Genomic DNA, 22,204 nt, shown 5'->3' with positions numbered 1-22,204 from the left:
TTTTTAACGTTAATATAATAGACCATGCAAAAGGCCACTATCATGATTCGCTTACATCATCTCAACCAGTCTCGCTCATTACGTATTTTATGGCTTTTAGAAGAGCTGGGCGTGCCTTATGAGATCATTAGTCATCAACGCGATCCTAATACTCATTTGGCACCAGACAGTTTAAAGGCGGTACATCCACTCGGTAAATCTCCGGTTATCGAGATGGATGGTCAACTTTATGCCGAGTCGGGTGCAATCACTGAGTTATTGATTGAGCGATTTGCGCCAGAGCGCTTACGTCCTACGACTGATAGCGTAGACTATGGACATTATCTGCAATGGATTAACTTTGCTGAAAGCTCGCTCATGTTGCCGTTATTACTGGAGCTATTTACCAAAAAAGCCGGCATCGTCGATAACGAGTTTTTAGATGGTTATATCAGTCAAGAAAAACACAGATTGTTGAGCTATCTAAACGAGGAAGTTGCAGATAAGTCATTTATCGTTGGTCATAAGCTAAGCGGCGCTGACTTTATGCTGTCTTTCGACTTAATCATGCTGGCTAAGCGTGAAGCGTTAGATGATTATCCGCATATCAAGCAGTATGCTTTACAACTCGCCAGTCTTGATAGCTATCAGCGCAGCATGCGTTTAGAGGCGAATTATGATCACTCTATTTAGTACCATAGTCTAACTGTTTATCGACTATTTAATGTATAAAAAAACAGCTCTTTATAGAGCTGTTTTTTATGGGTGAAAATGACCTGAGTCGTAGCTATGTGACATATAGTCAAGGAATTTTAGAATCGCTACAAGGCGACCGACCGCAGATAGTACACTGAGTACATCTATGGCGGGTAAAGCCGTAGCAGTTTAAAAGTGCTCTGACTATAGCACTGTGTTTCTTATCTTCTCTCATTGACAGACAGCTGCATCTATCTTTTAATTTGATTTTCAATGTGTTAGTTATGCGTGATAAATGCTCAACAAAAATTATGATAAAATATTCAAAACAGGGTTTAGAATACTTTTTTGGTTTTATCAGCCTACTAAATGGCTTTCTGTTAAATGACTTTTTATTAAATGACTTTTTATTAAATGACTTTGAACGTCTTGAGTTTCATGACTATCCGACGAGCGCGATGCTTGTTTAACAACGGCTATACACCATTTTATCCCTCTACGCAGATTATCCATCCATGAGTACTGAATACCAGTTTAAGCCCCATGAACGACCATTCATGCTTGGCTCGCCTGCCACCCCTGATCACCCTGTGCGCCGTAAAGTATTTTATTTACTGATTGGTATTTTTATCGGCTTAACTGCCAGCTTTCAGAATGGTCTATTGGTCGCGAATCTCACTCAAATCCAAGGTGAAATGGGCTTAACACCAGTAGAAGGTGGCTGGATATCAGTCGCTTACAATATGACCAATGCTTGTGTCACGGTGCTGCTGTACAAAATTCGTCAGCAATTTGGTATGTCGCTATTTAGCAAAATCACTCTTTTCTTTTTGTTGGCAGCCACCAGTATGCAGTGGTTGGTCAGTAGTAATCTACTCAGTACGACGATTGGGGTTAGCATTGAGCCTTATTATTTAGAACTGCTCGCCCGTGGCTTTAGTGGTGTGGTGGCTAGTGCGATGACGGTATTGTCTATTTTTTATTGTCTACAAGGCATGCCAACTGCTCGGCGTATCAGCGGACTGATACTGGGCTTTGGCTTGGTACAGTTTGGCATTCCACTGTCACGGATTATCTCGCCTTATTTAGCCGTTGATGGTCAGCTTGAAGGTTTATTTTTATTTCAAGTGGGATTATCGCTGATTTGCTTTGGGCTTATTAACATTCTTGAGCTACCACCGGGCAACACGGAAAAGGTCTTTGAAAAACTTGATTTGGTGAGTTTTGGCTTTTTTGCCAGTGGTCTTGCCGCCCTATCCGTATTTTTAGTACAAGGTAGAATTCAATGGTGGACAATGCCTTGGCTTAGCTATCCACTGATTATTGCCGTCGTGACTATCTCGATTGCTTTATGGATTGAGACGCACCGCAAAAACCCTATGTTACAAGTGCGCTGGATGCGTAGTCGCACCATTATTGCCTTTATGATTACTGGTGCCGTCATGCGTATTTTGCTGTCTGAGCAAAGTGTGGGCGCCGCAGGATTATTAGCAAACCTTGGTTATGGTAATGACCAGCTGATTGTTTTTTATGCCATCATCTTGGTGGCTAGCATACTGGCATTAGTGATTAGCATTTTTACCACCAAGGCGACGGATCTGCGCCGACCAGTGATTTTTGCGGTTGCATTGATTGCGATTGGTGCATGGGTAGATACGGGTGTGTCGCTAAACTCTGCCCCTTATATGTTCTATTTCAGTCAGTTTATAATCGCTTTTGCTGCCGTTTACTTTATGGGACCAATGGTATTTGAAGGTATGTTTCGCGCCATTGCTAACGGACCTGCCTATATTATTAGCTTTTCGGTTATTTTTGGTATTTCACAAACGGTCGGTGGTTTGGCAGGCGCGGCAGGTATTCAAGCATTTACCACCATTCGTACTCAGATGCATTATGCCGATATGGTCAGTTCAATGAATACCACTGATCCTGCTACGATGACCCAAATGCTACAGGGTGTGCAACGTCAAGCCACGGTCGCCGCTTATGACGATTTATTCTTTTTGATGGCGGTGAGCGCCACTATCACTGCGCTATATTTATTGATGATTTATTTTTATTACCTTTATCATAAACGCAATCCACTTGGTAAAGAACTTGCCGCATTGGCAGAAATGATGGGCAAAAAATAACAGGTGACAATAATATCGATTTTTTGCTGTTACCTTTTCTTCTTATGCTAATTACTATATTTTAAAAAGTTATCCACTATGTTTACCAATCTCATTAGGAGCGCATCATGAGCGAAGACAAGTTAAATGATCTTGATGACCATAATCAAGACACCGCTCAAGATGCCACCCAAAATACTGCTGAAAACAATCAGACATCATCCAAGGCAGCAGCAATAGAGATGCCTCTAAGCCAATCAAAAAACGATGATACTGCGTCCGTAGCGAAAAAAGAGGACTCGATAATAACGTCCGTTGCTGATGCTGATGAAACGCCAATGCCGCCAAAAGAGCTTATTCCTGACGCTACAGGTTGGTCGCCTAAAAAGAAATCTTATTTTAACCTAGGCTTATTGATTGCACTAATCATTATTGGCGTCCTTTTGATTCTTTATGCGTGGAAGCTACCGCCCTTTACGCCTACGGTTCAGCAGACTAATAATGCCTTTGTAAAAGGTCAAACAACGATTATCAGCCCGCAAGTTTCTGGCTATGTCACAGAAGTGGCAGTGCAAGATTTTGAAAATGTACAAGCGGGTGATTTGTTGGTTAAGATAGACGACCGTGCCTTTTTGCAGCAGCTCGAACAAGCACAAGCCAATATCGAAGTCGCTATGACCGACCGCTCAAGCAATGCGCAAGATACGGGCACCAGTCAGGCGCAAATCGAAGCACGTAAAGCGGACTTATATAGTGCCAAAGTTAGCGTTGATAGTGCACGCGAAGACGTCAAGCGCTATCAAGGACTTGATGCCATTGGTGCTGTGTCCAAAGCAGAAGTTGCTCATGCCCAAGCTCAGCTCGCTCAAGCACAAGCTGGCGTTCAGCAAGCAGAAGCCAATTTACAAGTCGCCCTTGAGGCTAGCAAAAAAACCAGTGGTAGCCGCTCATCACTCGATGCCAATATTAAAAATGCAGAAGCAGTTGCTAAGCAAGCAAAGATTAATTTAGACAATACGATTATTACTGCTCCTGAATCAGGACAACTGAGTCAAGTCAGCGTCAAAGCTGGGCAATATGTCAGCGCGGGCACACAGCTCATGTATGTGGTTCCAAAAGGCGTGTGGATTATCGCCAACTTTAAAGAAACCCAAGTGGCAAATATGGCTGTCGGTGAGCCTGCAACTATTCATGTGGATGCGCTAGGCGGCGCTACGTTTCGAGGTCATGTCAGCAATATCTCGCCAGCGACTGGCAGTGAATTTAGCGCGGGCGCGGCAAACCCTGCGACTGGCAACTATATTAAAATCGCTCAGCGTATTCCGGTACGAATAGATTTAGAGCAAGGACAACCTGAGCTTGCGCAATTGCGCCCCGGTATGTCGGTGTCGGTCGATGTCGACACCCAAAAAAATAAAAAGTAAGGGGATATCTGCAACTCGGCCTTTCTCTTATTTAAATGGTAAGACTTGAGCAAGGAAATCTTCATACTATCAATCAATTGTTATGCTGCTTACACCTACAGTCAATTTATGATGAATTTATTATATGAAAGGAACAATAATGCGGCATAAAATGATAGGGTTAAGCACTTTACTAATTTTATCAGGGTGCATAAAAAATCATAAAAATACGGAAGTTCAATTGGTCGAATTTAAACGGACATCATCATATTATGAAATAACTTTTTTATCAGAAGCTAATTTTTCAATACGTGAATCAACTAGAAATACAGGGAGTTATATACATTGTATCAACGATAAACGAATCTATGATGATAAATACATTCCTGACTACTCTTCGAATAATTATTTGAGCGGCAATATTCCTAAAAAAACCAAACCTACTGCTGACACACTTTCAGATCAATACATCTATAGCATCAAACTTGATTCTTCAACATACTTAGAGAACGACAAAACTTTATATTGCCGTATATTTACAGGAAACTTCCCAGGAAAGCTAAAAAAGTCGCAAGTACTCGAGCTTATACCATAAAGCTTTTAATAAAATTAGGTGCTGTTGCTGTTTAGAGCAGCAACAGCACCTAAGAAATCACTCTCTGCTTATATCTAAATAATAAGTAGCAAATATGTTTAAGGCAAAAGGCGCTTGGTAGTCCAGCTTTCACCATTGTCTTTAGTATAGACAATACGGTCATGCATACGGTTGGCACGACCTTGCCAAAACTCAATCTCATGAATGGTAATCTCGTAACCACCCCAAAACTCTGGTGTTGGCACTTGGCTATCTTCTGGATACTGATTTTGCAGCTCATCAAACTTGGTTTGCATCACCTCACGATCAGCAACTTCGCCACTTTGAGGCTGACTGACCCACGCACCCACTTGACTGTCGTGAGGACGCTTTTGAAAGTAAGCAGCTGACTTATTAGCATCGATTTTAGCAATACTGCCACTAATACGTACTTGACGCTCCAGCTCATGCCAAAAGAATAGCGCTTCGACATTCGGGTTTTCGGCAATATCTTGACCTTTAGCGCTTTCATAGTTGGTATAAAACACCACACCATTTTCAGTAATCTCACGCATAAGTACGATGCGCACGCTAGGTTTATTATCAGCACCGCACGTCGCTAGACTCATCGCATAAGGCTCTTGCACCTTTTGTGCTATTGCCTCATTCATCCATTCTTTTAGTAGCTCAAATGGAGAGTCTGGGACGGACTGTTGATCAAGCTCACCTTTTTCGTATGACAAACGCTGATCGGTAAAATCCATGCTCATAAAATATTCCTTATTTTAATATAACTATATTATGACTTTAACCCAATATTGCTTTGATATGGTCAGCCAAATCATTTGCCAATACATCACATTCTATTTCATCATCCGACTCAACCATCACACGTATCATAGGCTCTGTACCTGACTGTCGAATGAGCAGACGACCACGACCCTCTAAAGTGGCCTGTGCTTTTGCAAAAGCAGCAACCAGCTCTTCATGTTCAAACGGATCTTGCATTTTACTTAAGCGTACATTGACCAGTTTTTGTGGCAATTTTTCAAAGCCTTCGGTCAAATCACTGAGCGCTTTACCACGTGCTTCCATCACCGCAAGCACTTGCAAGCCGGCGATAATTGCATCACCCGTACGACTCTTATCTAAACATAGAATATGACCCGATGGTTCGCCGCCCAGTATCCAGCCATTCGCTTCAAGCTCATGCATCACATAACGATCGCCTACTTTTGCACGAGTAAATTTAATGTCTGCCGCTTTGAGTGCCAACTCTAAGCCCATGTTACTCATGAGCGTACCAACCACACCTTTCGCCTTAGTCTGACCTTGGGTAGCAAGTACGTATAAAATGCCATCGCCGTCAACCAGATTACCAGCCTCATCAACCATCACAATACGATCACCATCACCGTCTAGTGCGATACCAACATCTGCCTCGTGCTCAATCACTGCTTTCTGTAAGCCTTCAGGATGGGTAGAGCCGCAGTCGGCATTGATATTGATGCCATCAGGCGTATTGTTAATAGCAATCACATTGGCACCCAACTCACGCATGACTCTTGGTGCCACGCTATAGCCTGCACCATTGGCACAATCTACGACGACAGTCAGATGACTCAAGTCGTACTGATAAGGAAAACTGCCTTTACAGAATTCGATATAGCGACCTTTGGCATCATTGATTCGATTGTTTTTCCCTAATTGTGCTGGATCAAGAATAGGCATAATCACATTATTGTCCGCCTCAGAGGCACTCATAATCGCTTTTAGCTTGTCATTAATAGAGTTTTGCATCTCATCAGTCAGCTTTTTGCCATCACCTGAAAACAGTTTGATACCGTTATCATAGTAAGGATTGTGCGACGCTGAAATAACCACCCCAGCATCTGCATTAAAACTACGGGTCAAATGCGCAATCGCTGGTGTGGGTAATGGTCCAAGCATATGCACATCGACACCAGCGGCATTAAACCCCGCTTGCAATGCGCCTTCAATCACATAACCTGACAGCCGCGTATCCTTACCGATGACCACGCTTGGCTTGCGAGCAGGATTGTCATTATTCTCTATCAGCACACGTCCCGTCACATAGCCCAATTTTAAAATAAAGTCTGGTGTGATCGGCGACTCACCGAATTTTCCGCGAATACCATCGGTGCCAAAGTAGCTCATTATGTATGCTCCCAAATCTAAGAGTGAAAACCAGACGAATACGCAAACAATAACGTATAAACAGTCTAAGTAGTTATTATTATAATCCGCTTGTGTATTTTACAAAAAAAACAGCCAACAATAACAAGGCATTGTTGGCTGTTTGTATCTTAAGGTCACTGCAGCCCTGCAAAATAGCTATCGTTGACGTAATGCAGGATTACAAAACACTTTTTAATTCACACGATAGTTCGGTGCTTCTTTGGTGATTTGTACATCATGGACATGCGACTCTTTCATACCCGCCGATGTCACCTTAATGAATTGCGGATTGGTACGCATATCTTCGATAGTCGCAGAGCCAGTATAACCCATTGATGAGCGCAAACCGCCAACCAACTGATTAACAATACCAGCAACTGGACCTTTATAAGGAACTCGGCCTTCGATACCTTCTGGTACTAATTTTTCTACGCCATCTTTAGCATCTTGGAAGTAACGATCTGATGAGCCATTTGAACCTGACATCGCGCCCAAACTACCCATACCGCGGTAAGCTTTGTAGTAACGACCTTGGAACAGCTCAACCTCACCCGGCGCTTCTTCAGTACCCGCCATCAATGAGCCTACCATGATGCACGAAGCACCAGCAGCGATGGCTTTTGCCATATCACCTGAATAGCGAATACCGCCATCAGCAATCAGTGGAATACTGTCTTTTAATGCGCTAGCGACGTTATCGATGGCTGAGATTTGCGGCACACCGATACCAGCGATGATACGCGTAGTGCAGATAGAGCCAGGGCCAATACCGACTTTTACCGCATCAGCGCCTGCATCACGTAGTGCAAGTGCAGCATCCCCTGTTGCGATATTGCCACCGATGACTTGTACGTGTGGATAGTGCTTTTTAATCCAAGATACCTTATCAATCACGCCTTTTGAATGACCATGTGCGGTATCAACCACAATGATATCGACGTCAGCAGCGATTAACGCTTCAACACGCGCTTGGGTATCTGCACCAGTACCAACAGCAGCACCAACACGCAGACGACCTTGCTCATCCTTACAAGCATTTGGATTGTTTTCAGCTTTTGCAAAATCATTAACCGTAATCAAACCACGTAAGCGGAAATGATCGTCGATAACGATGACTTTTTCAATACGGTGTTCATGTAGCAGACGCTTGATGTTTTCGTTGCTTTCACCTTCATGTACTGTCACCAACTGATCTTTTGGCGTCATGATTTTACTAACTGGCAAAGACAGATTGGTTTCAAAGCGCCAATCTCTGTGAGTCACAATACCCACGACATTATCAGTGCCTCTTTCTACCACAGGTACGCCTGAGATATTATTATCTTGCGTCAGCTGTAGCAGATCACCAATCGTCATCTCTGGATGCACAGTAATCGGATCTACAACCGTACCTGCTTCAAATTTTTTGACGCGGCGTACTTGTGTGGCTTGCTTAGCGATATCCATGCTCTTGTGCAAGATACCCATACCGCCTAGCTGTGCCATCGTAATGGCCATTTCAGATTCGGTCACGGTATCCATCGCGGCGGAAATCAGCGGTAGATTCAGCGTGATATTTTTGGTCAAACGGGTGGTCAGATCGGCAGTTTTTGGCAAGACTTCAGAATAAGCTGGCAACAATAAAACGTCATCAAAGGTTAAGGCTTCATCGACAATTCGCAACATACAGACCCCTAGTGGTGGTTATTTTGATGGGTGGGATATTTTTGGCATTAAGACAATCAACCAAAATCAACGATATGACTTTATGAAGCTAAAGTCTTAAAATTAAAGACCTTGTATCACAAAGTTTTAGATAATCAGCAATGAGCCAGCCGGTGTTTGTGATTAAACAAACAGAGACACTCGAAAATTGCAATTGATTGATGCTAATAAGTTTGCACAAATATAGCGCGCCCCTACTCTTAATCGCTCATTTATCCCTTAAAAATAACGCCATATTATAACAAATAATCAGACAAATCGCATGCTATATTTGTCAGCTTATTTTGCTAGCGCTTGTCTATCGATATCGACGTCCGTAAAGACCAGCTGTTTAAAAGCATAGAAAATATACTCAATCGTCGGTTACTGGTCTTTACCCTTCAATATTAAACGTTCAGCAGGCAGATAAGCTTTTTGTTTGCTATATAGATAATTCAGCATCTGCTCACGTATCTCACAGGCCAGTGTCCATGCTTCTATGGGACCTACCGCTGAAACAGCGCCGCGCAGGTGAATAATATTGGCAGTCACCTCAACGACAAACATTTCAGGCTCAGTTTTGTTGTCCCAAAGCTTATTGTCTTTAACCGCCGATATAAATTGCTGGCGAATGGCATCAATATCTGCACCATAATCGACATATAAAAACACAGGACAGGTCTGATGTACTTCTGTATGTGACCAGTTTTCTACCGTTTCGGTGATCAATTCGCGCATCGGCACGATCAATCGACGTTCATCCCATGTTTTGAGTACCGCATACGTATAACGCAGGTCTTCAACGGTACTAAAGTTGCCATCCATTATCACACTGTCGCCAATCCGTACCGGCTGGGTCACGGCCACCTGTACCCCAGCAATGATGTTACCCAGTATCGGCTGCGCGGCAATTCCGATGACCACGCCTGCGATACCAGCCGAGGTCAATAGCGTTTTGCCAAGGCCTTCCATGTTGGCAAATTCACTGAGACCAATCCAAATACTGCCCAAAATCATGACAAAAATAAAGACGCGGCGAAATATCGATACATAAGTACGGCGACGGCGCTCTTTATCAAAGTGCTCTTCAGCCAGATTTTCAATTTGTAGGCTTTGATAGCGATTAGCAAAAAAGTTAATAACGCGAATGCCAAGCCATAAGGTGCTAAATACTAGCCCAATCCAGATAAGCGGACGAGTCGATGAAGCTACCGCATCCAAATAAGGAAAGCCGCCTGACACTAAAGTAAAGACGAGCAAAAAACTGATGGTAAAAGTCAACGGCACGGTCAGCTTATTAACCAAATCTGCCACGCCATTAGTACTACCAACATAATTGCTGTATTTTTCATCGTCGATATAACGGCTGATGATTTTTTCCGTGCCTTTACTGAGTAACCACCCTACTCCCATGGTCACTAAGAAAAACAGTGCTAATGCCAAAAACTCCCATAGTGCAATACTAAAAATCTTAAGTTTTAACCATCCAGGTAAATAACGCTCAAATTCCGCTGGATGATATTGCTCATAGAGATTGTCAATATTATCAACTGTCTGTGCAGAAAACACCCAAATAGGCGCAGCCTCACCAACCCGTACTCGTTGCAAATAAATGGGGACACGGCGCTCACGATAGTCGATATAGCCTAGCTGAATCGAACGTCTAGGGATGCCCATGATACTACTGGTATTGCCAAGTGGCGGCTCGATTAAACCATCTGGGCGATCTGGCAGATCATCAAAAACATAAAGCTCTTTTTCCGTTAACAAAAAATCCAACCGTTTTGATAACTCAAGCGCGTGGTTACGCTGAATTTTCTGATCGATTAAATTCATGTTAAGTGCATAAGCGGCCAAGTCGTATTGTTGCTTCATGACCGCTGATTGAAAAAATTCTAAAGTCGCCAGTGGCGTGGTTAAATTTGGCGGCTCCGATAATGGCGGCAAGCCTACATTGAGCTTGTCTAGCAAATAATAACTTTCATTGTATTCACCCGTCAGTCCAGAATCGCCCTGCAAATTACCCGCTTGCTCTACTACATTGCGCTCGGTAGGATCAAATATCTCTTCTGCAACGCCAGAGATGCTGAGGCTTTCGTCTTTAATTGTATTGATTTTTTGAGTGGCATATTCAGCCAGATTATCGGGCTTGCTAATTGAAGTTGATGACGAGATGGACTGCTCATCCGCAGCTTGTTTGCTATCGCTAGTGCTTGCGGCATTAGCGGGTGCAAACACAGCACTCATGCTGACTATAAAAAAAACCAATAGTAATGACAAAGTACTGGCGCGCACATTCCAACGCTGGGCGTTAGGATAGTGGTCACTGTCGGTATCAATTGCTATACGATGACCGCCAACAATGCTTTTTTTGAGAATATTCATATTTTAAAAGCCATTAATTCACTTGATGTTTGCATCTCTTGAAGCTTGCCTACAAAGCTTATTCTTACATATATTACATAGCCAATTTAGCTTGATCTTTCTTGTTTGACTGCAATTTGTCTTGTTCTTAGCACCATTTTTAGAATGATGATACGCCCTAGTTTAGTCTATAAAAAAAGCCAGCTCAAAGCTGACTTAGTTTATGACTATCTATATGGGTGTTCTGTAACATGATTGCCTTAAGCACGGCGCCATGTCGTGCCAGCACGGCTGTCTTCAAGCTCAATACCAGCATCTTTTAATTGCTCACGTATCTCATCAGCACGCGCAAAGTTTTTATTGGTTTTGGCATCCGCACGCTCAATGATTAAACCATCGATAGTGTCATCGGTTAACCCATCATCTGCCTGTTCACCAATTATTGCTTGCAAAAACTGTTGAACTGGCTGCTGTAAAATATTGAGTACCTGTGCCAACGCTTTGAGCTGCTCTGCTAATTGCCATGCAGTGTCTACCTCTTCGGCTTTAATGGCTTTATTAATGTCGCGCGCCAGCCCAAACAGTACACTGATCGCCGTTGAACTATTAAAATCATCGTTCATGGCTTTGATAAAGTCTTGTCCGGCACTGCTACTATAAGCATCATTTATCAGCGTATCACTGACTACGAGCGTCTGCCCTTTTTGTTGTTCGGCCAATTTTAATGCATTATATAGCCTGCTTAGGCTATTATGTGCTTCATCCAATGCGTTGTCAGAAAAATTGACTTGGCTGCGATAATGGCTTGATAATAAGAAAAAGCGCACCGTTTCAGGTAGGTATTTTGCTATCACATCGCGAATGGTTGAAAAGTTCGCTAATGACTTAGACATTTTTTCGCCATCGACATTAATGAAACCGACATGCATCCAGTTACGCGCGTATTCACAGCCAGTCGCGGCTTCAGACTGCGCTATCTCGTTTTCGTGATGCGGAAACTGTAAGTCGTGACCACCGCCATGAATATCAAAGGTACTACCCAAGCACTTGGTCGACATCGCTGAGCATTCGATATGCCAACCTGGACGCCCCTGTCCCCATGGTGACGCCCATTGCGGCTCATCAGGTTTCGCGGCTTTCCACAGGACAAAGTCAAACGGATTTCGTTTGTCATTTTCGACATCGACGCGTGAACCTGCTTGCATCTCATCGAGATTACGCTTAGACAATTTACCATAATCTGCAAAATTATCGACGGCATAGTAGACATCACCATTGTCGCCTGTGTACGCATAATTACCTGTAACCAGCGTCTCAATCATGTGTTGCATGTCATCAATATGGTCAGTCGCCCGCGGCTCAGCATCAGGTGCCAAGCAACCAAGTGCTGCGAAATCTTCGTGCATGGCTTCAATAAAACGCTGCGTTAACGTACCTATCTCTTCGCCATTCTCGGCGGCGCGCGCGATGATTTTGTCATCAATATCGGTGATATTGCGCACATAATTAACGTCATAGCCTAACTGAGCCAACCAGCGCACTACCATGTCAAAACCAACCATCACCCGCGCATGCCCAATATGACAATAATCATAAACGGTCATACCGCACACATACATGCCTACTTGCCCTGATTTGAGTGGTACGAACTGACGTTTTCCGCCAGTCAGTGAGTCATGAATAGCAAGCTGAGACATCGCATCGGCAAGTGGTGTGGTCATGGTTAAAAAGCCTTTTAATATAAATGGAATAGATAAAATAAAAACAAAGATATAATCAATGTTTGGATATTAAACAGTACTGACTATGGTCGTTATAACTGTAAAAATAGCGGCAACATAAAACCTAACCCATTATCTTAGCGAAAACAGCCATAAAATACTACAATGAGCCCGCAACTAACCTCATTCAATCATAAAAAACTGTTAAGGATTTAGATATGGGCAATCGTTTAAGCAAAATATATACGCGTACTGGAGATGACGGTAGCACTGGCATGGCAGACGGCAGCCGCGTCAGCAAAGCAGACAATCTATTTAGCGTAATGGGTGATATCGACGAGCTTAACTCACACATTGGTCTGGTACGTGCTCAGTTACAGCATAATAAAGGACAGTCTATAGAGAAGGAATTTTCTCAAGCGTTAGTCATCATTCAGCATTTATTGTTTAATATCGGTGGTGAGCTGGCTATGCCAGAATATGAAGGCGTCAATGCCACTCACATTACATGGTTAGAACAGCAAATTGATGTGATGAATACGACCTTGCCGCCGCTAAAAGATTTTATCTTGCCCACAGGTTCGGTATTGGTCAGCCAACTACACGTTGCACGTACGATCTGTCGCCGTGCAGAGCGCCAAGCAGTGCTATTACAGCAAGAGCGTCCACAAGCGATTCGCAGTACGGCCGTGAGCTTTATCAATCGCTTATCGGATTGGTTGTTTGTCGCTGCTCGCTTTTGTACAGATCCCAATAAAGTCTCTGAAGTCTTATGGGACAGTCAGGTATTACAAAAATTCGCTGATAAAAAATAATTGCGCAGGACTACTTCAGTGGACTAAAACGCTAAAAGCAGACCCTAGAATTAAGGTTTAGCATAAAATATAAAAAAGCCCGCAACCTTAACACTGCGGGCTTTTTACTGACTAAGCGATACTATTCAGTAACGAAAATATGGTTCGAGAACAGCTTAAATCTTACTAATTAGTAAGTAGCGCTGTCATCTTCAATAATAACCATATCGATACTTTCATCTTTAGGTACTGATTTCGGTACAGCGGATGTGACTGGGGTTTTAACCTCAGGAGTGGCTGACGCGCTGCTATCCGTATTACTACTGCTTGGATTGTTAATAGTCGGCGGCGTGGCAGGCTGAGTAGGACGAATCGGCTCAACTGGCTTGACTACTTGAGGCTGACGAACGGGTGCTGACTGACTGTCATCGTTTTGTGCTGCACGGCGCTCTGCGCTACGTTGGGCACGCTGCTCATCCATCGCTGATTTAAATACAGAACCTGCCATCACATCGGCGACCACAGTAATCAATGCTGGCTGCCCAGCAATACGTGTGCGTACTTGACCGCCTTGAGTACCAACGACATAGGTAAAGGCATCATCAACCAACATGTTATTGTTGATACGAATGTTATTTTGCGCTAAGCGTGATTGTAGGCTCGGTAGATTGTTGGCTGCTTGTATTTGACTGGCTTGATACAAATCTTCGCTTGGTAACGTCATGCTCACGCTTGCCTGACAAGTCGTCATACCATTGTCATTGGCTGCTTGTAATACTGCAGCATTTTGTACATCAATCACAATGCCGTTGGTTTTATTAGTGATAGCGCCGCTAGCGAGACTGATCTCTGCATCATTTGCGTAGTTGGTAGCCAGCGTTTGTGCTTGTTGATTGAGCGTGTTTTTTAGAGCCGTTTTGAGACGATCTTGTACCATTGGGTCATCACAGCTCACCGCAGTAGCTGCGGTGTTTTCAGTAGACGCAGGCTCTTGCTCTGTGAGCTCTGCCGTCTCAGTGGAATCTTCCTTCTCTGAGCGATCACAGCCAGCAAGCGCTAAACCACATACCATGCCAATACCAGCCACTTTATACCACTTGCTCACGTTTTTATTTGCTACGCTCATATTTCTTTTGCTCCCAATTTACTAATACGTACCGCCACTGATGGACAGTGATTGATGTTCAAACCGCAACCCTAGCTGCCCTAGGTTTGAAAACCAGATTATTATACGGTGTTTAAATAAAATGTTCATTAGTGTAGCCCATGGATATACAAATAACGCCCCTCATTATAGGTAAAACCTGTATTTAGTTGCAAAAACATAACAAATACATACTTATGAATTCGCTATAAATACGCTTTTAGACTACCGCGATCAACTAGGGTCTGTTGAATGTCTGACAGACAGTAAACCTATTCTAAGATTTCGCTCAGCTCATATCTATAAAGTTTTTGGATAAAAGGAACCACATAGTAATATTGCTCTATCGAGCAAATTTTATTAGACGCTGTTGTTTTAGCACTATATGATTGCGCGTATCACTAACCAACCATATAAATTATGATAAATTTCGAAAACACGCTTTTATTGGGTCATCGCGGTGCGCGCGGCGAAGCATTAGAAAATACCTTTTCAGGCTTTGAGTACGCTCAACGTCTTAACATTCAGGGTCTAGCAGGGGTTGAGTTTGATGTACAACTGAGTGCGGATGGTCATTTAATCGTGTTTCATGATGACACGCTGCAACGCATGTGTGGTCAGCAAGCACGTGTTGATCAGTTAAATCTTACTGAGCTTCAACGCCATTCGCAGTTTGGTCATCAGATTATGACATTAGGGCAGGTAGCACCGTTGCTAACTGGCTTTACTGATATTGAACTGGAGATTAAAACGCATGACCGTACTGATTATGCTAAATTGGTACAAGCATTGGCACGCAACCTCATCGATAGCCCACTTGCCAAACTACCCATTGTGCTGACCAGTTTCGATGTAGAGCTACATGTTCGCTTACAACGTCATCCATTACTAAAGCCTATCTCTCGCGGCTTGCTCATTCGCACACCTGAAGTCTTAATGACTGCGCCGAATACCGCCTTGCAACTTGGCTGTATTCAGCTAGGTATCCACTATCCGCTTATTAGTCGAGCAGTCATTGAACATAGCCACCGTTATGGCTTGCCAGTGAGTGCGTGGACGGTCAATGATATTGACACGATTAAACAGCTGATCGCGTGGCAAGCTGACGTCATCATCACTGATTTTCCGAGTTATTTACTGCTGGGTTAATAAGCATCGCCTTTATTTGATTTATTTAAAATCATCTACATATCTACGGTGTTACTTACACTTCTCCTCAATGCCTGATAAGTCATCCATTATTTTCGTTAATACATTCCATAATCAATACAAGTTATTGTTATTTAGCAATATTTTTACAGTGTATAACTGTTCACTTTATTGATTTTTTAAGGTATCATATAGGCTTAAATTAATACCGTTAGGGATATTATATGATTGCAAAAAAAGCACTTGGCTTACCGCTTAAAGGCTTACGTTTCGCTATCAAATCTGGTGATACGCTTATCAAAGCCGCCAGCACTCAAGCCACACGTTTTAAGACACGTTTTGACGAGAGTAAAACTGCAAGCTCGCTTAATGAGCAGCCTGTTGCCAAACGCAACTACGCTCATGCTGCGGGAGAGCAAGATGTCGCTACTAAAGAAGACAGCATTGATATGCGCGAGTTTGAGTTTACAAAAGCGCCGATCAATTGGATTCCAGCAACTATCTTGGTAGCCACACCTATTGCTGCTGCGATCATTACACCATGGTATTTGTTTACTCATGATGTTAGCGCGCCAGTTTGGGGCGTATTTGGTGCCTTTATGGTATGGACAGGTATCAGTATTACGGCGGGTTACCATCGCCTGCTATCGCATCGTGCTTATAAAGCGCACCCGATCGTCAAAAACTTTTTATTGCTAGGTTCCACCTTTGCCGTACAAGGTTCAGCGTTTGATTGGGTTTCTGGTCACCGTACGCATCATCGTCATGTCGATGACCGCTTAGAAGACCCGTACTCAGCAAAGCGTGGCTTTTTCTTTAGTCATATGGGCTGGATGCTACGCAATTATCCTAGCGGTAAATTTGACTATAAAAATATCCCTGACCTAACCAAAGATAGAACGCTGCAAATTCAGCATAAATATTACGGTTTATGGGTTGCGGCATTAAACATCGGTGTGGTCGCTGCGATCGGTTGGTTATTGGGTGATGTTTGGGGTACTTTGGTCATCGTAGGCTTACTACGTCTAGTACTGACGCACCACTTTACCTTCTTTATTAACTCGCTATGTCATATGTTTGGCACGCGTCCTTATACGGATACCAATACTGCTCGCGATAACTTCTTCTTAGCTATCTTTACGTGGGGTGAGGGTTATCATAACTACCATCACTTCTTCCAATACGACTATCGTAACGGGGTAAAATGGTGGCAGTATGATCCTACTAAATGGTTGATTGCTGGCCTATCAAAGCTGGGCTTAACCAGTGAGCTACGTACCGTTGATGACACCACTATCAAGCATGCAGAAGTACAAATGCAATTTAAAGCGGCTCAGCAGCAGATTGATACGGCAGCAGTGGGCGGCATTGATCTTCCTCATGCGATGAAGAGCTTCCAAGATCGTATTAAGTTTGAATATGATGCCTTTATGCAGACTGTTGAAGAATGGCAAGCTCTCAAAGCTAAAACGATTGAGCTGAAAAAAACAGAATATGCCGATCGCTTGCATGAAGTGGAAGATGAGCTAAAGCACGACTATGCCAAAATTGAACAAAAAATTCTTGAGCATAATAGCAATTTGAAAACTGCGTTTCGCTCTATCGGCATCAGTAAAAAAGCGGCATAATCGCTGATTATTAAACTGTATTTTATTACCTTTGTGATGAACGATAATTGTAAAGCTTCTCCTTCCCTCTATCTGTAGCAGATAGAGGGATTTTTTTGCTCATCCTTTATAGCTCGTGTCGAACATTGATTTATAGAAATCAAAAGGACAAGTGGAAGCAATATCTTTGTTTGATAGGCTAAATGCATTCAATATTACTCATGGTTTTTGGGTGCGCTATTACAAGAGATGGACAGAGTGAAATGATGTAATATCAAGGCTATGCTATAGTGCTTTTATTGCCCCTACACTTTACTTATACTTCAAAAGCAGGAACGGCTTGTATGCGCTATCAAAATACCTATGTCAATCTAGACACTCGCCTTTATCATGAGCAACCGCCGACGCCGCTGGACAATCCACGTGCTGGACACTTCAACATGCAAGTTGCGCAACAGTTAGGCTGGACAGATGATGAAGATTTAATGACACATTGGGTAGAGATACTCGGTGGTCAATACATGCCAGCGGATTTTAAGCCATTGGCCATGGTTTATGCGGGTCACCAATTTGGGCAATGGGCAGGTCAATTGGGTGATGGGCGCGGCTTGCTGATGGCACAAGTGCTCGATAACAATAATCAATTGCAAGACTTGCACCTTAAGGGTATTGGTCTGACGCCTTATTCGCGGATGGGTGATGGGCGTGCTGTCTTGCGCAGCACTATTCGCGAGTATTTATGTGGTCATGCTCTTACACAATTAGGTGTTCCTTCCTCTAATGCTTTGGGATTTGTTGTCTCCGATACCAGAGTGCGCCGTGAGCGCATGGAAGCAGGTGCGGCATTGATGCGCGTGGCTGATAGTCACATTCGCTTAGGTCATATCGAGTGGATTGCCAGCTTTGCTCCTGATTTACTCGCTGAGTTCACTGATTATATGATCGACACTTATTATCCAGAGTGCCGTGATAGTGACGCTCCCATACTGACATTTTTAACCACGGTGGTTGAGCGAACCGCACGAATGATCGCTGATTGGCAACTGATTGGCTTTGCTCATGGGGTAATGAATACTGACAACCTCTCTATCACTGGTAGCACCTTAGACTTTGGTCCATTTGGCTTTATGGAGCGTTTTAATCCTGCTTGGATCAACAACCACTCTGATCATACTGGTCGCTACGCTTATCAGAATCAACCTGCTATTGGTCACTGGAATCTCAATGCTTGGCTGCCACATTTTATGCGCTTAGAGGGCGTAACACGTGAGGCGTTAGCAGACTGTCTAGCGCCTTATGAAGCCACATTTATGCAGCACTATCAGCAAGGGCTTTGTCGTAAGCTTGGGCTGCCGCATGCAAAAGAGAGCTTAACCTTAGCTTTCGAATGGCTAACCTTACTAGAAGACAACTTGCTGGACTATACCAATAGCTTCCGTGCGCTACTCGGTTTGGTCGCGCCGAATGAGCACCATTATGAAGAGCAGCTATTGTCAACCATGACAAATGAGCTTAGCGATGATGCCCAACAAGTCTGGCAAGATTGGTCGACTCGTTATATGGCGCAAATACAGCAGCTGCCACTTGAGCAAGTTATCGATGATATGCAGCACAATAATCCTGTTTATGTACTGCGTAATAGTATGGCGCAGCGTGCCATTACGGCAGCAGAACAAGGACAGTTCGAAGAAGTGAGTCGAGTATTCGATTTACTGGCTAACCCTTATCAGGTACAAGCAATCGCTACCCTTCTCGACACGATGCCGCCTACCCCACATGCGCCGCAAATGCCGATTAGTTGCTCGTCTTAATGATATGTTATTAAACTGCTATTCTGTAATATTTTGAAACATTATGAGATTAAGGTTGATATTTAACCCTATTTTTTGGCATTATTAATTGGCTAAATAATGAATATCATTTTACTATATTATTCTCGCCGTTCACGGCAGCTGACTAGGCAGTGAATTGGCAATAGTGCTAGAATAACTATTCTACTAGATTACTTTTTTGGCTCAATGCTTAATCGCTAATCCTGACACTTTGAATTATTAACTGTTTAGCGTCACGTTGCCCTTAGAGGATTATTATTCCATGATTTTTTGAGGGTAAAACGTTATTTTTATCTCCATTTACTTCATTCCAATTTATTCTAACCATGGCAATTATTATGAATGACGATACCACTTTGAATACGGATAACCTTAGTACAGAAAAAGAGCAGTTTGAACAAGCTGCCTTACATTATCATGAGTTCCCACGTCCAGGCAAAATCTCTGTCACCCCTATTAAGCAGTTGGCAAACCAACGTGACTTAGCACTTGCCTATTCACCAGGTGTGGCAGTTCCTTGTCTTGAGATTCAAAGAGATCCGACGTTAGCGGCTAAATATACCGCCCGTAGCAACTTGGTTGGTGTTATCACCAACGGTACAGCGGTACTGGGTCTAGGTAATATCGGGCCATTGGCATCGAAGCCTGTAATGGAAGGTAAAGGGGTTCTATTCAAAAAATTCGCAGGTATCGATGTTTTTGATATTGAAATTGCACAAAATGATCCAGACAAATTCATCGAAGCTGTTGCCTCTCTTGAGCCTACTTTCGGTGGCATCAATCTAGAAGACATCAAAGCACCAGAATGTTTCAAAATTGAGCGTGAATTACGTAAGCGCATGAACATTCCAGTATTTCACGATGACCAACATGGTACGTCAATCATTGTTGCAGCAGCGATGCTCAACGCGCTATTGATTACTGGCAAAAAAATCGAAGAGATTAAAATCGTCTGTTCAGGTGCTGGTGCCGCCGCCATTTCTTGTTTAGATATTATTTGCGCACTTGGGGTGAACAAAAATAATATCTTTGTTTCAGATTCACGCGGTATCATTACAACTATCCGTGAAAATCTTGACGAAACCAAACAGCGCTATGCGCGTGAGACGACTGCGACCACTATCGACGAAGTGATGGATGATGTCGATATGTTCCTTGGTCTATCGATGCCTGGTACGTTATCTGAAGATATGGTTCGCCGTATGGCAAAAGACCCTATCGTCTTTGCACTTGCTAACCCAACGCCTGAGATCATGCCAGAATTGGCGCACGCTGTACGTCCAGATGTCATCATGGCAACGGGTCGCTCAGACTATCCAAACCAAGTAAACAACGCTTTATGCTTCCCTTATATCTTCCGCGGCGCATTAGATGTTGGTGCCACGACTGTTAACGAAGAGATGAAAGTCGCTTGCGTAAGAGCCATCGCTGCGATGGCACACGTTGAAGCAACGCCGACCACCAGCGCTAGAAACATCGAAAAAATGCAAAGTTTCGGTCGTGATTACCTGATTCCAGGGCCTTTAGAGCCAAACCTAATCATCGAGATCGCGTCTGCGGTCGCTCAAGCTGCGATGGATTCAGGCGTTGCAACCTTACCTATCGCTGATATGCAAGCTTATCGTCAGCGTCTGTCTGAGTTCGTGTATAACTCTGCATTCGTGATGAAACCAATCTTTGCGCGCGCTAAAGCCGATCCAAAACGTATCGTTTACTGTGAAGGTGAAGACAATAATATCTTACTTGCTGTGCAAGTGGTCGTTGATGAAAAGCTAGCACAACCTATTTTAATTGGTCGTCCTTCAGTCATCGAAGCCAATATCGAAAAACTAGGGTTACGTCTAAAAGATGGTGTGAACATCTCTATCGTCAATATCGATGACGATCCTCGTTATAAAGACTACTGGCAGGGTTACTACGAGAAGAACAAACGTCTTGGTGTGAGTATTGAACTTGCTCGTCGTGATGTTCGTCGTAAGACCACATTGATCGGCTCACTATTGGTCGAAAATGGCGCTGCAGATGGCATGGTATGTGGTACGTTTAGCCATTATCAGTTGCACTTAAAATATGTACAAAGCGTTATTGGCAAAAAAGAAGGTGTGAATGACTTCTATGCTATGAATGCGGTACTCATGCAAGATCGTAATATTTTCATCGCCGATACTTATATCCACGAAGATCCAACGGCTGAACAATTGGCTGAAATGACTGTCTTGGCAGTTGATCAGTTACGTCGCTTTGGTATCACACCACGTGTCGCGCTAGTTTCTCACTCTAACTTTGGCGCTTCAAATCGCACCAGTGCTGTAAAAATGCGCAAGGTCTATGAACTGCTGACAGATATGAATGTAGACTTTGAATTCGACGGCGAGATGCAAGGTGACGCCGCGTTGAATGAACATATTCGTTTAAACAACATGCCATCAAGTCCGTTGAAAGGTGCTGCAAATCTGCTCATCTTACCAACACTTGACGCCTCAAATATTGCCTTTAACCTACTCAAGACAGCAACTGGTAGCGCCTCTATTGGTCCTATTTTATTAGGTACTAGCAAACCAGTACATATTCTCACACCATCAGCAACTGCACGTGGTATCGTCAATATGACTGCTCTTTCCGTTACTGAAGCTCAAGATTTGGCGAGCGAAAATCAGTAATATATTCTGCGCTACCTAGTAGTATGTATTATCAAGATGGTCTCTGTTATTCATTTATAGAGACTGTCTGCTATACTAAAACCAGTCAATGCTATTAAATAGCGTTGACTGGTTTTTTTTGCTTGTTATACATTGGCTAAGATGCAACGTAGCCTTATTCAGTATCAGTCATCACTGGCTCAATAAAAATAAAGGGGCTGTCCTAGATAAGTAAAATAATCTAGGATAGTCATATGAGAAAGAGCAGATTAAGTTGGTACAAACAAACCAGACTCATTGAACTATTTA

Annotated in this window: 15 protein-coding genes; 9 read left to right on the top strand and 6 right to left on the bottom strand. The window is 43.2% G+C overall.

What is annotated here, in order from left to right:
- Positions 1-42 precede the first annotated feature (42 nt).
- The 4 genes from C8D84_RS13050 (at position 43) to C8D84_RS13030 (ending at position 4,784) form a co-directional block, all read left to right on the top strand.
- Positions 43-672: a glutathione S-transferase family protein gene (locus tag C8D84_RS13050; RefSeq protein ID WP_109592663.1), complete on the top strand. Its 630-nt coding sequence runs from the start codon at positions 43-45 to the stop codon at positions 670-672.
- A 518-nt stretch (positions 673-1,190) separates the two neighbouring features.
- On the top strand, positions 1,191-2,807 hold the full coding sequence (locus C8D84_RS13040) for an efflux MFS transporter permease (protein WP_109592659.1): 1,617 nt from the start codon (positions 1,191-1,193) through the stop codon (positions 2,805-2,807).
- Positions 2,808-2,914: 107 nt separating this feature from the next.
- Positions 2,915-4,210, top strand: a complete 1,296-nt coding sequence (locus C8D84_RS13035; RefSeq protein ID WP_109592657.1) for an HlyD family secretion protein — start codon at positions 2,915-2,917, stop codon at positions 4,208-4,210.
- Positions 4,211-4,349: 139 nt separating this feature from the next.
- Positions 4,350-4,784: a hypothetical protein gene (locus tag C8D84_RS13030; RefSeq protein ID WP_109592655.1), complete on the top strand. Its 435-nt coding sequence runs from the start codon at positions 4,350-4,352 to the stop codon at positions 4,782-4,784.
- A gap of 98 nt (positions 4,785-4,882) precedes the next feature.
- On the opposite strand, the gene pdxH is transcribed toward C8D84_RS13030, so the two are convergent.
- The 5 genes from pdxH to cysS all read right to left on the bottom strand — a co-directional run bounded on the left by pdxH (position 4,883) and on the right by cysS (position 12,730).
- Positions 4,883-5,527 carry a pyridoxamine 5'-phosphate oxidase gene (gene pdxH / locus C8D84_RS13025; protein ID WP_201561030.1) on the bottom strand — a complete coding sequence of 215 codons (645 nt, stop codon included), beginning with the start codon at positions 5,525-5,527 and terminating at the stop codon, positions 4,883-4,885.
- Between the two features lie 43 nt (positions 5,528-5,570).
- Entirely contained in the window at positions 5,571-6,941 is a 1,371-nt protein-coding gene (gene glmM, locus C8D84_RS13020; RefSeq protein WP_109592651.1) for a phosphoglucosamine mutase, read from the bottom strand.
- A gap of 213 nt (positions 6,942-7,154) precedes the next feature.
- Complete coding sequence (gene guaB, locus C8D84_RS13015; RefSeq protein ID WP_045454296.1) at positions 7,155-8,627, bottom strand: IMP dehydrogenase; 1,473 nt, start codon at positions 8,625-8,627, stop codon at positions 7,155-7,157.
- 402 nt (positions 8,628-9,029) lie between these two features.
- Positions 9,030-11,030 (bottom strand): mechanosensitive ion channel family protein, encoded by a 2,001-nt coding sequence (locus C8D84_RS13010; protein ID WP_227676073.1) that lies wholly within the window; start codon positions 11,028-11,030, stop codon positions 9,030-9,032.
- 239 nt (positions 11,031-11,269) lie between these two features.
- Entirely contained in the window at positions 11,270-12,730 is a 1,461-nt protein-coding gene (gene cysS, locus C8D84_RS13005; protein ID WP_109592649.1) for a cysteine--tRNA ligase, read from the bottom strand.
- Between the two features lie 218 nt (positions 12,731-12,948).
- Between cysS and C8D84_RS13000 the strand changes: the two genes are divergently transcribed.
- On the top strand, positions 12,949-13,545 hold the full coding sequence (locus C8D84_RS13000) for a cob(I)yrinic acid a,c-diamide adenosyltransferase (protein ID WP_109592647.1): 597 nt from the start codon (positions 12,949-12,951) through the stop codon (positions 13,543-13,545).
- Positions 13,546-13,714: 169 nt separating this feature from the next.
- Here the strand turns inward: C8D84_RS13000 and C8D84_RS12995 are convergent, their stop codons facing one another.
- On the bottom strand, positions 13,715-14,650 hold the full coding sequence (locus tag C8D84_RS12995; protein ID WP_109592645.1) for a hypothetical protein: 936 nt from the start codon (positions 14,648-14,650) through the stop codon (positions 13,715-13,717).
- A 438-nt stretch (positions 14,651-15,088) separates the two neighbouring features.
- On the opposite strand from C8D84_RS12995, the gene C8D84_RS12990 reads away from it, so the two are divergent.
- From C8D84_RS12990 to C8D84_RS12975, 4 genes are all read left to right on the top strand, one after another.
- Positions 15,089-15,817: a glycerophosphodiester phosphodiesterase gene (locus C8D84_RS12990; protein ID WP_109592643.1), complete on the top strand. Its 729-nt coding sequence runs from the start codon at positions 15,089-15,091 to the stop codon at positions 15,815-15,817.
- Between the two features lie 449 nt (positions 15,818-16,266).
- The gene (locus C8D84_RS12985; protein WP_211181299.1) at positions 16,267-17,445 is read left to right on the top strand and encodes an acyl-CoA desaturase; all 1,179 of its coding nucleotides are present in this window, start codon (positions 16,267-16,269) and stop codon (positions 17,443-17,445) included.
- A gap of 323 nt (positions 17,446-17,768) precedes the next feature.
- Positions 17,769-19,235, top strand: a complete 1,467-nt coding sequence (locus C8D84_RS12980) for a protein adenylyltransferase SelO (protein WP_109592639.1) — start codon at positions 17,769-17,771, stop codon at positions 19,233-19,235.
- Positions 19,236-19,594: 359 nt separating this feature from the next.
- Positions 19,595-21,916: an NADP-dependent malic enzyme gene (locus tag C8D84_RS12975; RefSeq protein ID WP_060491229.1), complete on the top strand. Its 2,322-nt coding sequence runs from the start codon at positions 19,595-19,597 to the stop codon at positions 21,914-21,916.
- Positions 21,917-22,204 lie beyond the last annotated feature (288 nt).

It is taken from the genome of Psychrobacter immobilis (assembly GCF_003148585.1).
Taxonomy (GTDB): domain Bacteria; phylum Pseudomonadota; class Gammaproteobacteria; order Pseudomonadales; family Moraxellaceae; genus Psychrobacter; species Psychrobacter immobilis.
This window is presented reverse-complemented; position numbering and strand designations above follow the sequence as displayed.

Excerpts from the sequence above, each read along its gene's own strand:
- C8D84_RS13050 (WP_109592663.1), top strand. The coding sequence starts at position 43 with ATGATTCGCTTACATCATCTCAACCAGTCTCGCTCATTACGTATTTTA.
- C8D84_RS13040 (WP_109592659.1), top strand. The coding sequence starts at position 1,191 with ATGAGTACTGAATACCAGTTTAAGCCCCATGAACGACCATTCATGCTT.
- C8D84_RS13035 (WP_109592657.1), top strand. The coding sequence starts at position 2,915 with ATGAGCGAAGACAAGTTAAATGATCTTGATGACCATAATCAAGACACC.
- C8D84_RS13030 (WP_109592655.1), top strand. The coding sequence starts at position 4,350 with ATGCGGCATAAAATGATAGGGTTAAGCACTTTACTAATTTTATCAGGG.
- pdxH (WP_201561030.1), bottom strand. The coding sequence starts at position 5,527 with ATGGATTTTACCGATCAGCGTTTGTCATACGAAAAAGGTGAGCTTGAT.
- glmM (WP_109592651.1), bottom strand. The coding sequence starts at position 6,941 with ATGAGCTACTTTGGCACCGATGGTATTCGCGGAAAATTCGGTGAGTCG.
- guaB (WP_045454296.1), bottom strand. The coding sequence starts at position 8,627 with ATGTTGCGAATTGTCGATGAAGCCTTAACCTTTGATGACGTTTTATTG.
- C8D84_RS13010 (WP_227676073.1), bottom strand. The coding sequence starts at position 11,030 with ATGAATATTCTCAAAAAAAGCATTGTTGGCGGTCATCGTATAGCAATT.
- cysS (WP_109592649.1), bottom strand. The coding sequence starts at position 12,730 with ATGACCACACCACTTGCCGATGCGATGTCTCAGCTTGCTATTCATGAC.
- C8D84_RS13000 (WP_109592647.1), top strand. The coding sequence starts at position 12,949 with ATGGGCAATCGTTTAAGCAAAATATATACGCGTACTGGAGATGACGGT.
- C8D84_RS12995 (WP_109592645.1), bottom strand. The coding sequence starts at position 14,650 with ATGAGCGTAGCAAATAAAAACGTGAGCAAGTGGTATAAAGTGGCTGGT.
- C8D84_RS12990 (WP_109592643.1), top strand. The coding sequence starts at position 15,089 with ATGATAAATTTCGAAAACACGCTTTTATTGGGTCATCGCGGTGCGCGC.
- C8D84_RS12985 (WP_211181299.1), top strand. The coding sequence starts at position 16,267 with ATGCGCGAGTTTGAGTTTACAAAAGCGCCGATCAATTGGATTCCAGCA.
- C8D84_RS12980 (WP_109592639.1), top strand. The coding sequence starts at position 17,769 with ATGCGCTATCAAAATACCTATGTCAATCTAGACACTCGCCTTTATCAT.
- C8D84_RS12975 (WP_060491229.1), top strand. The coding sequence starts at position 19,595 with ATGAATGACGATACCACTTTGAATACGGATAACCTTAGTACAGAAAAA.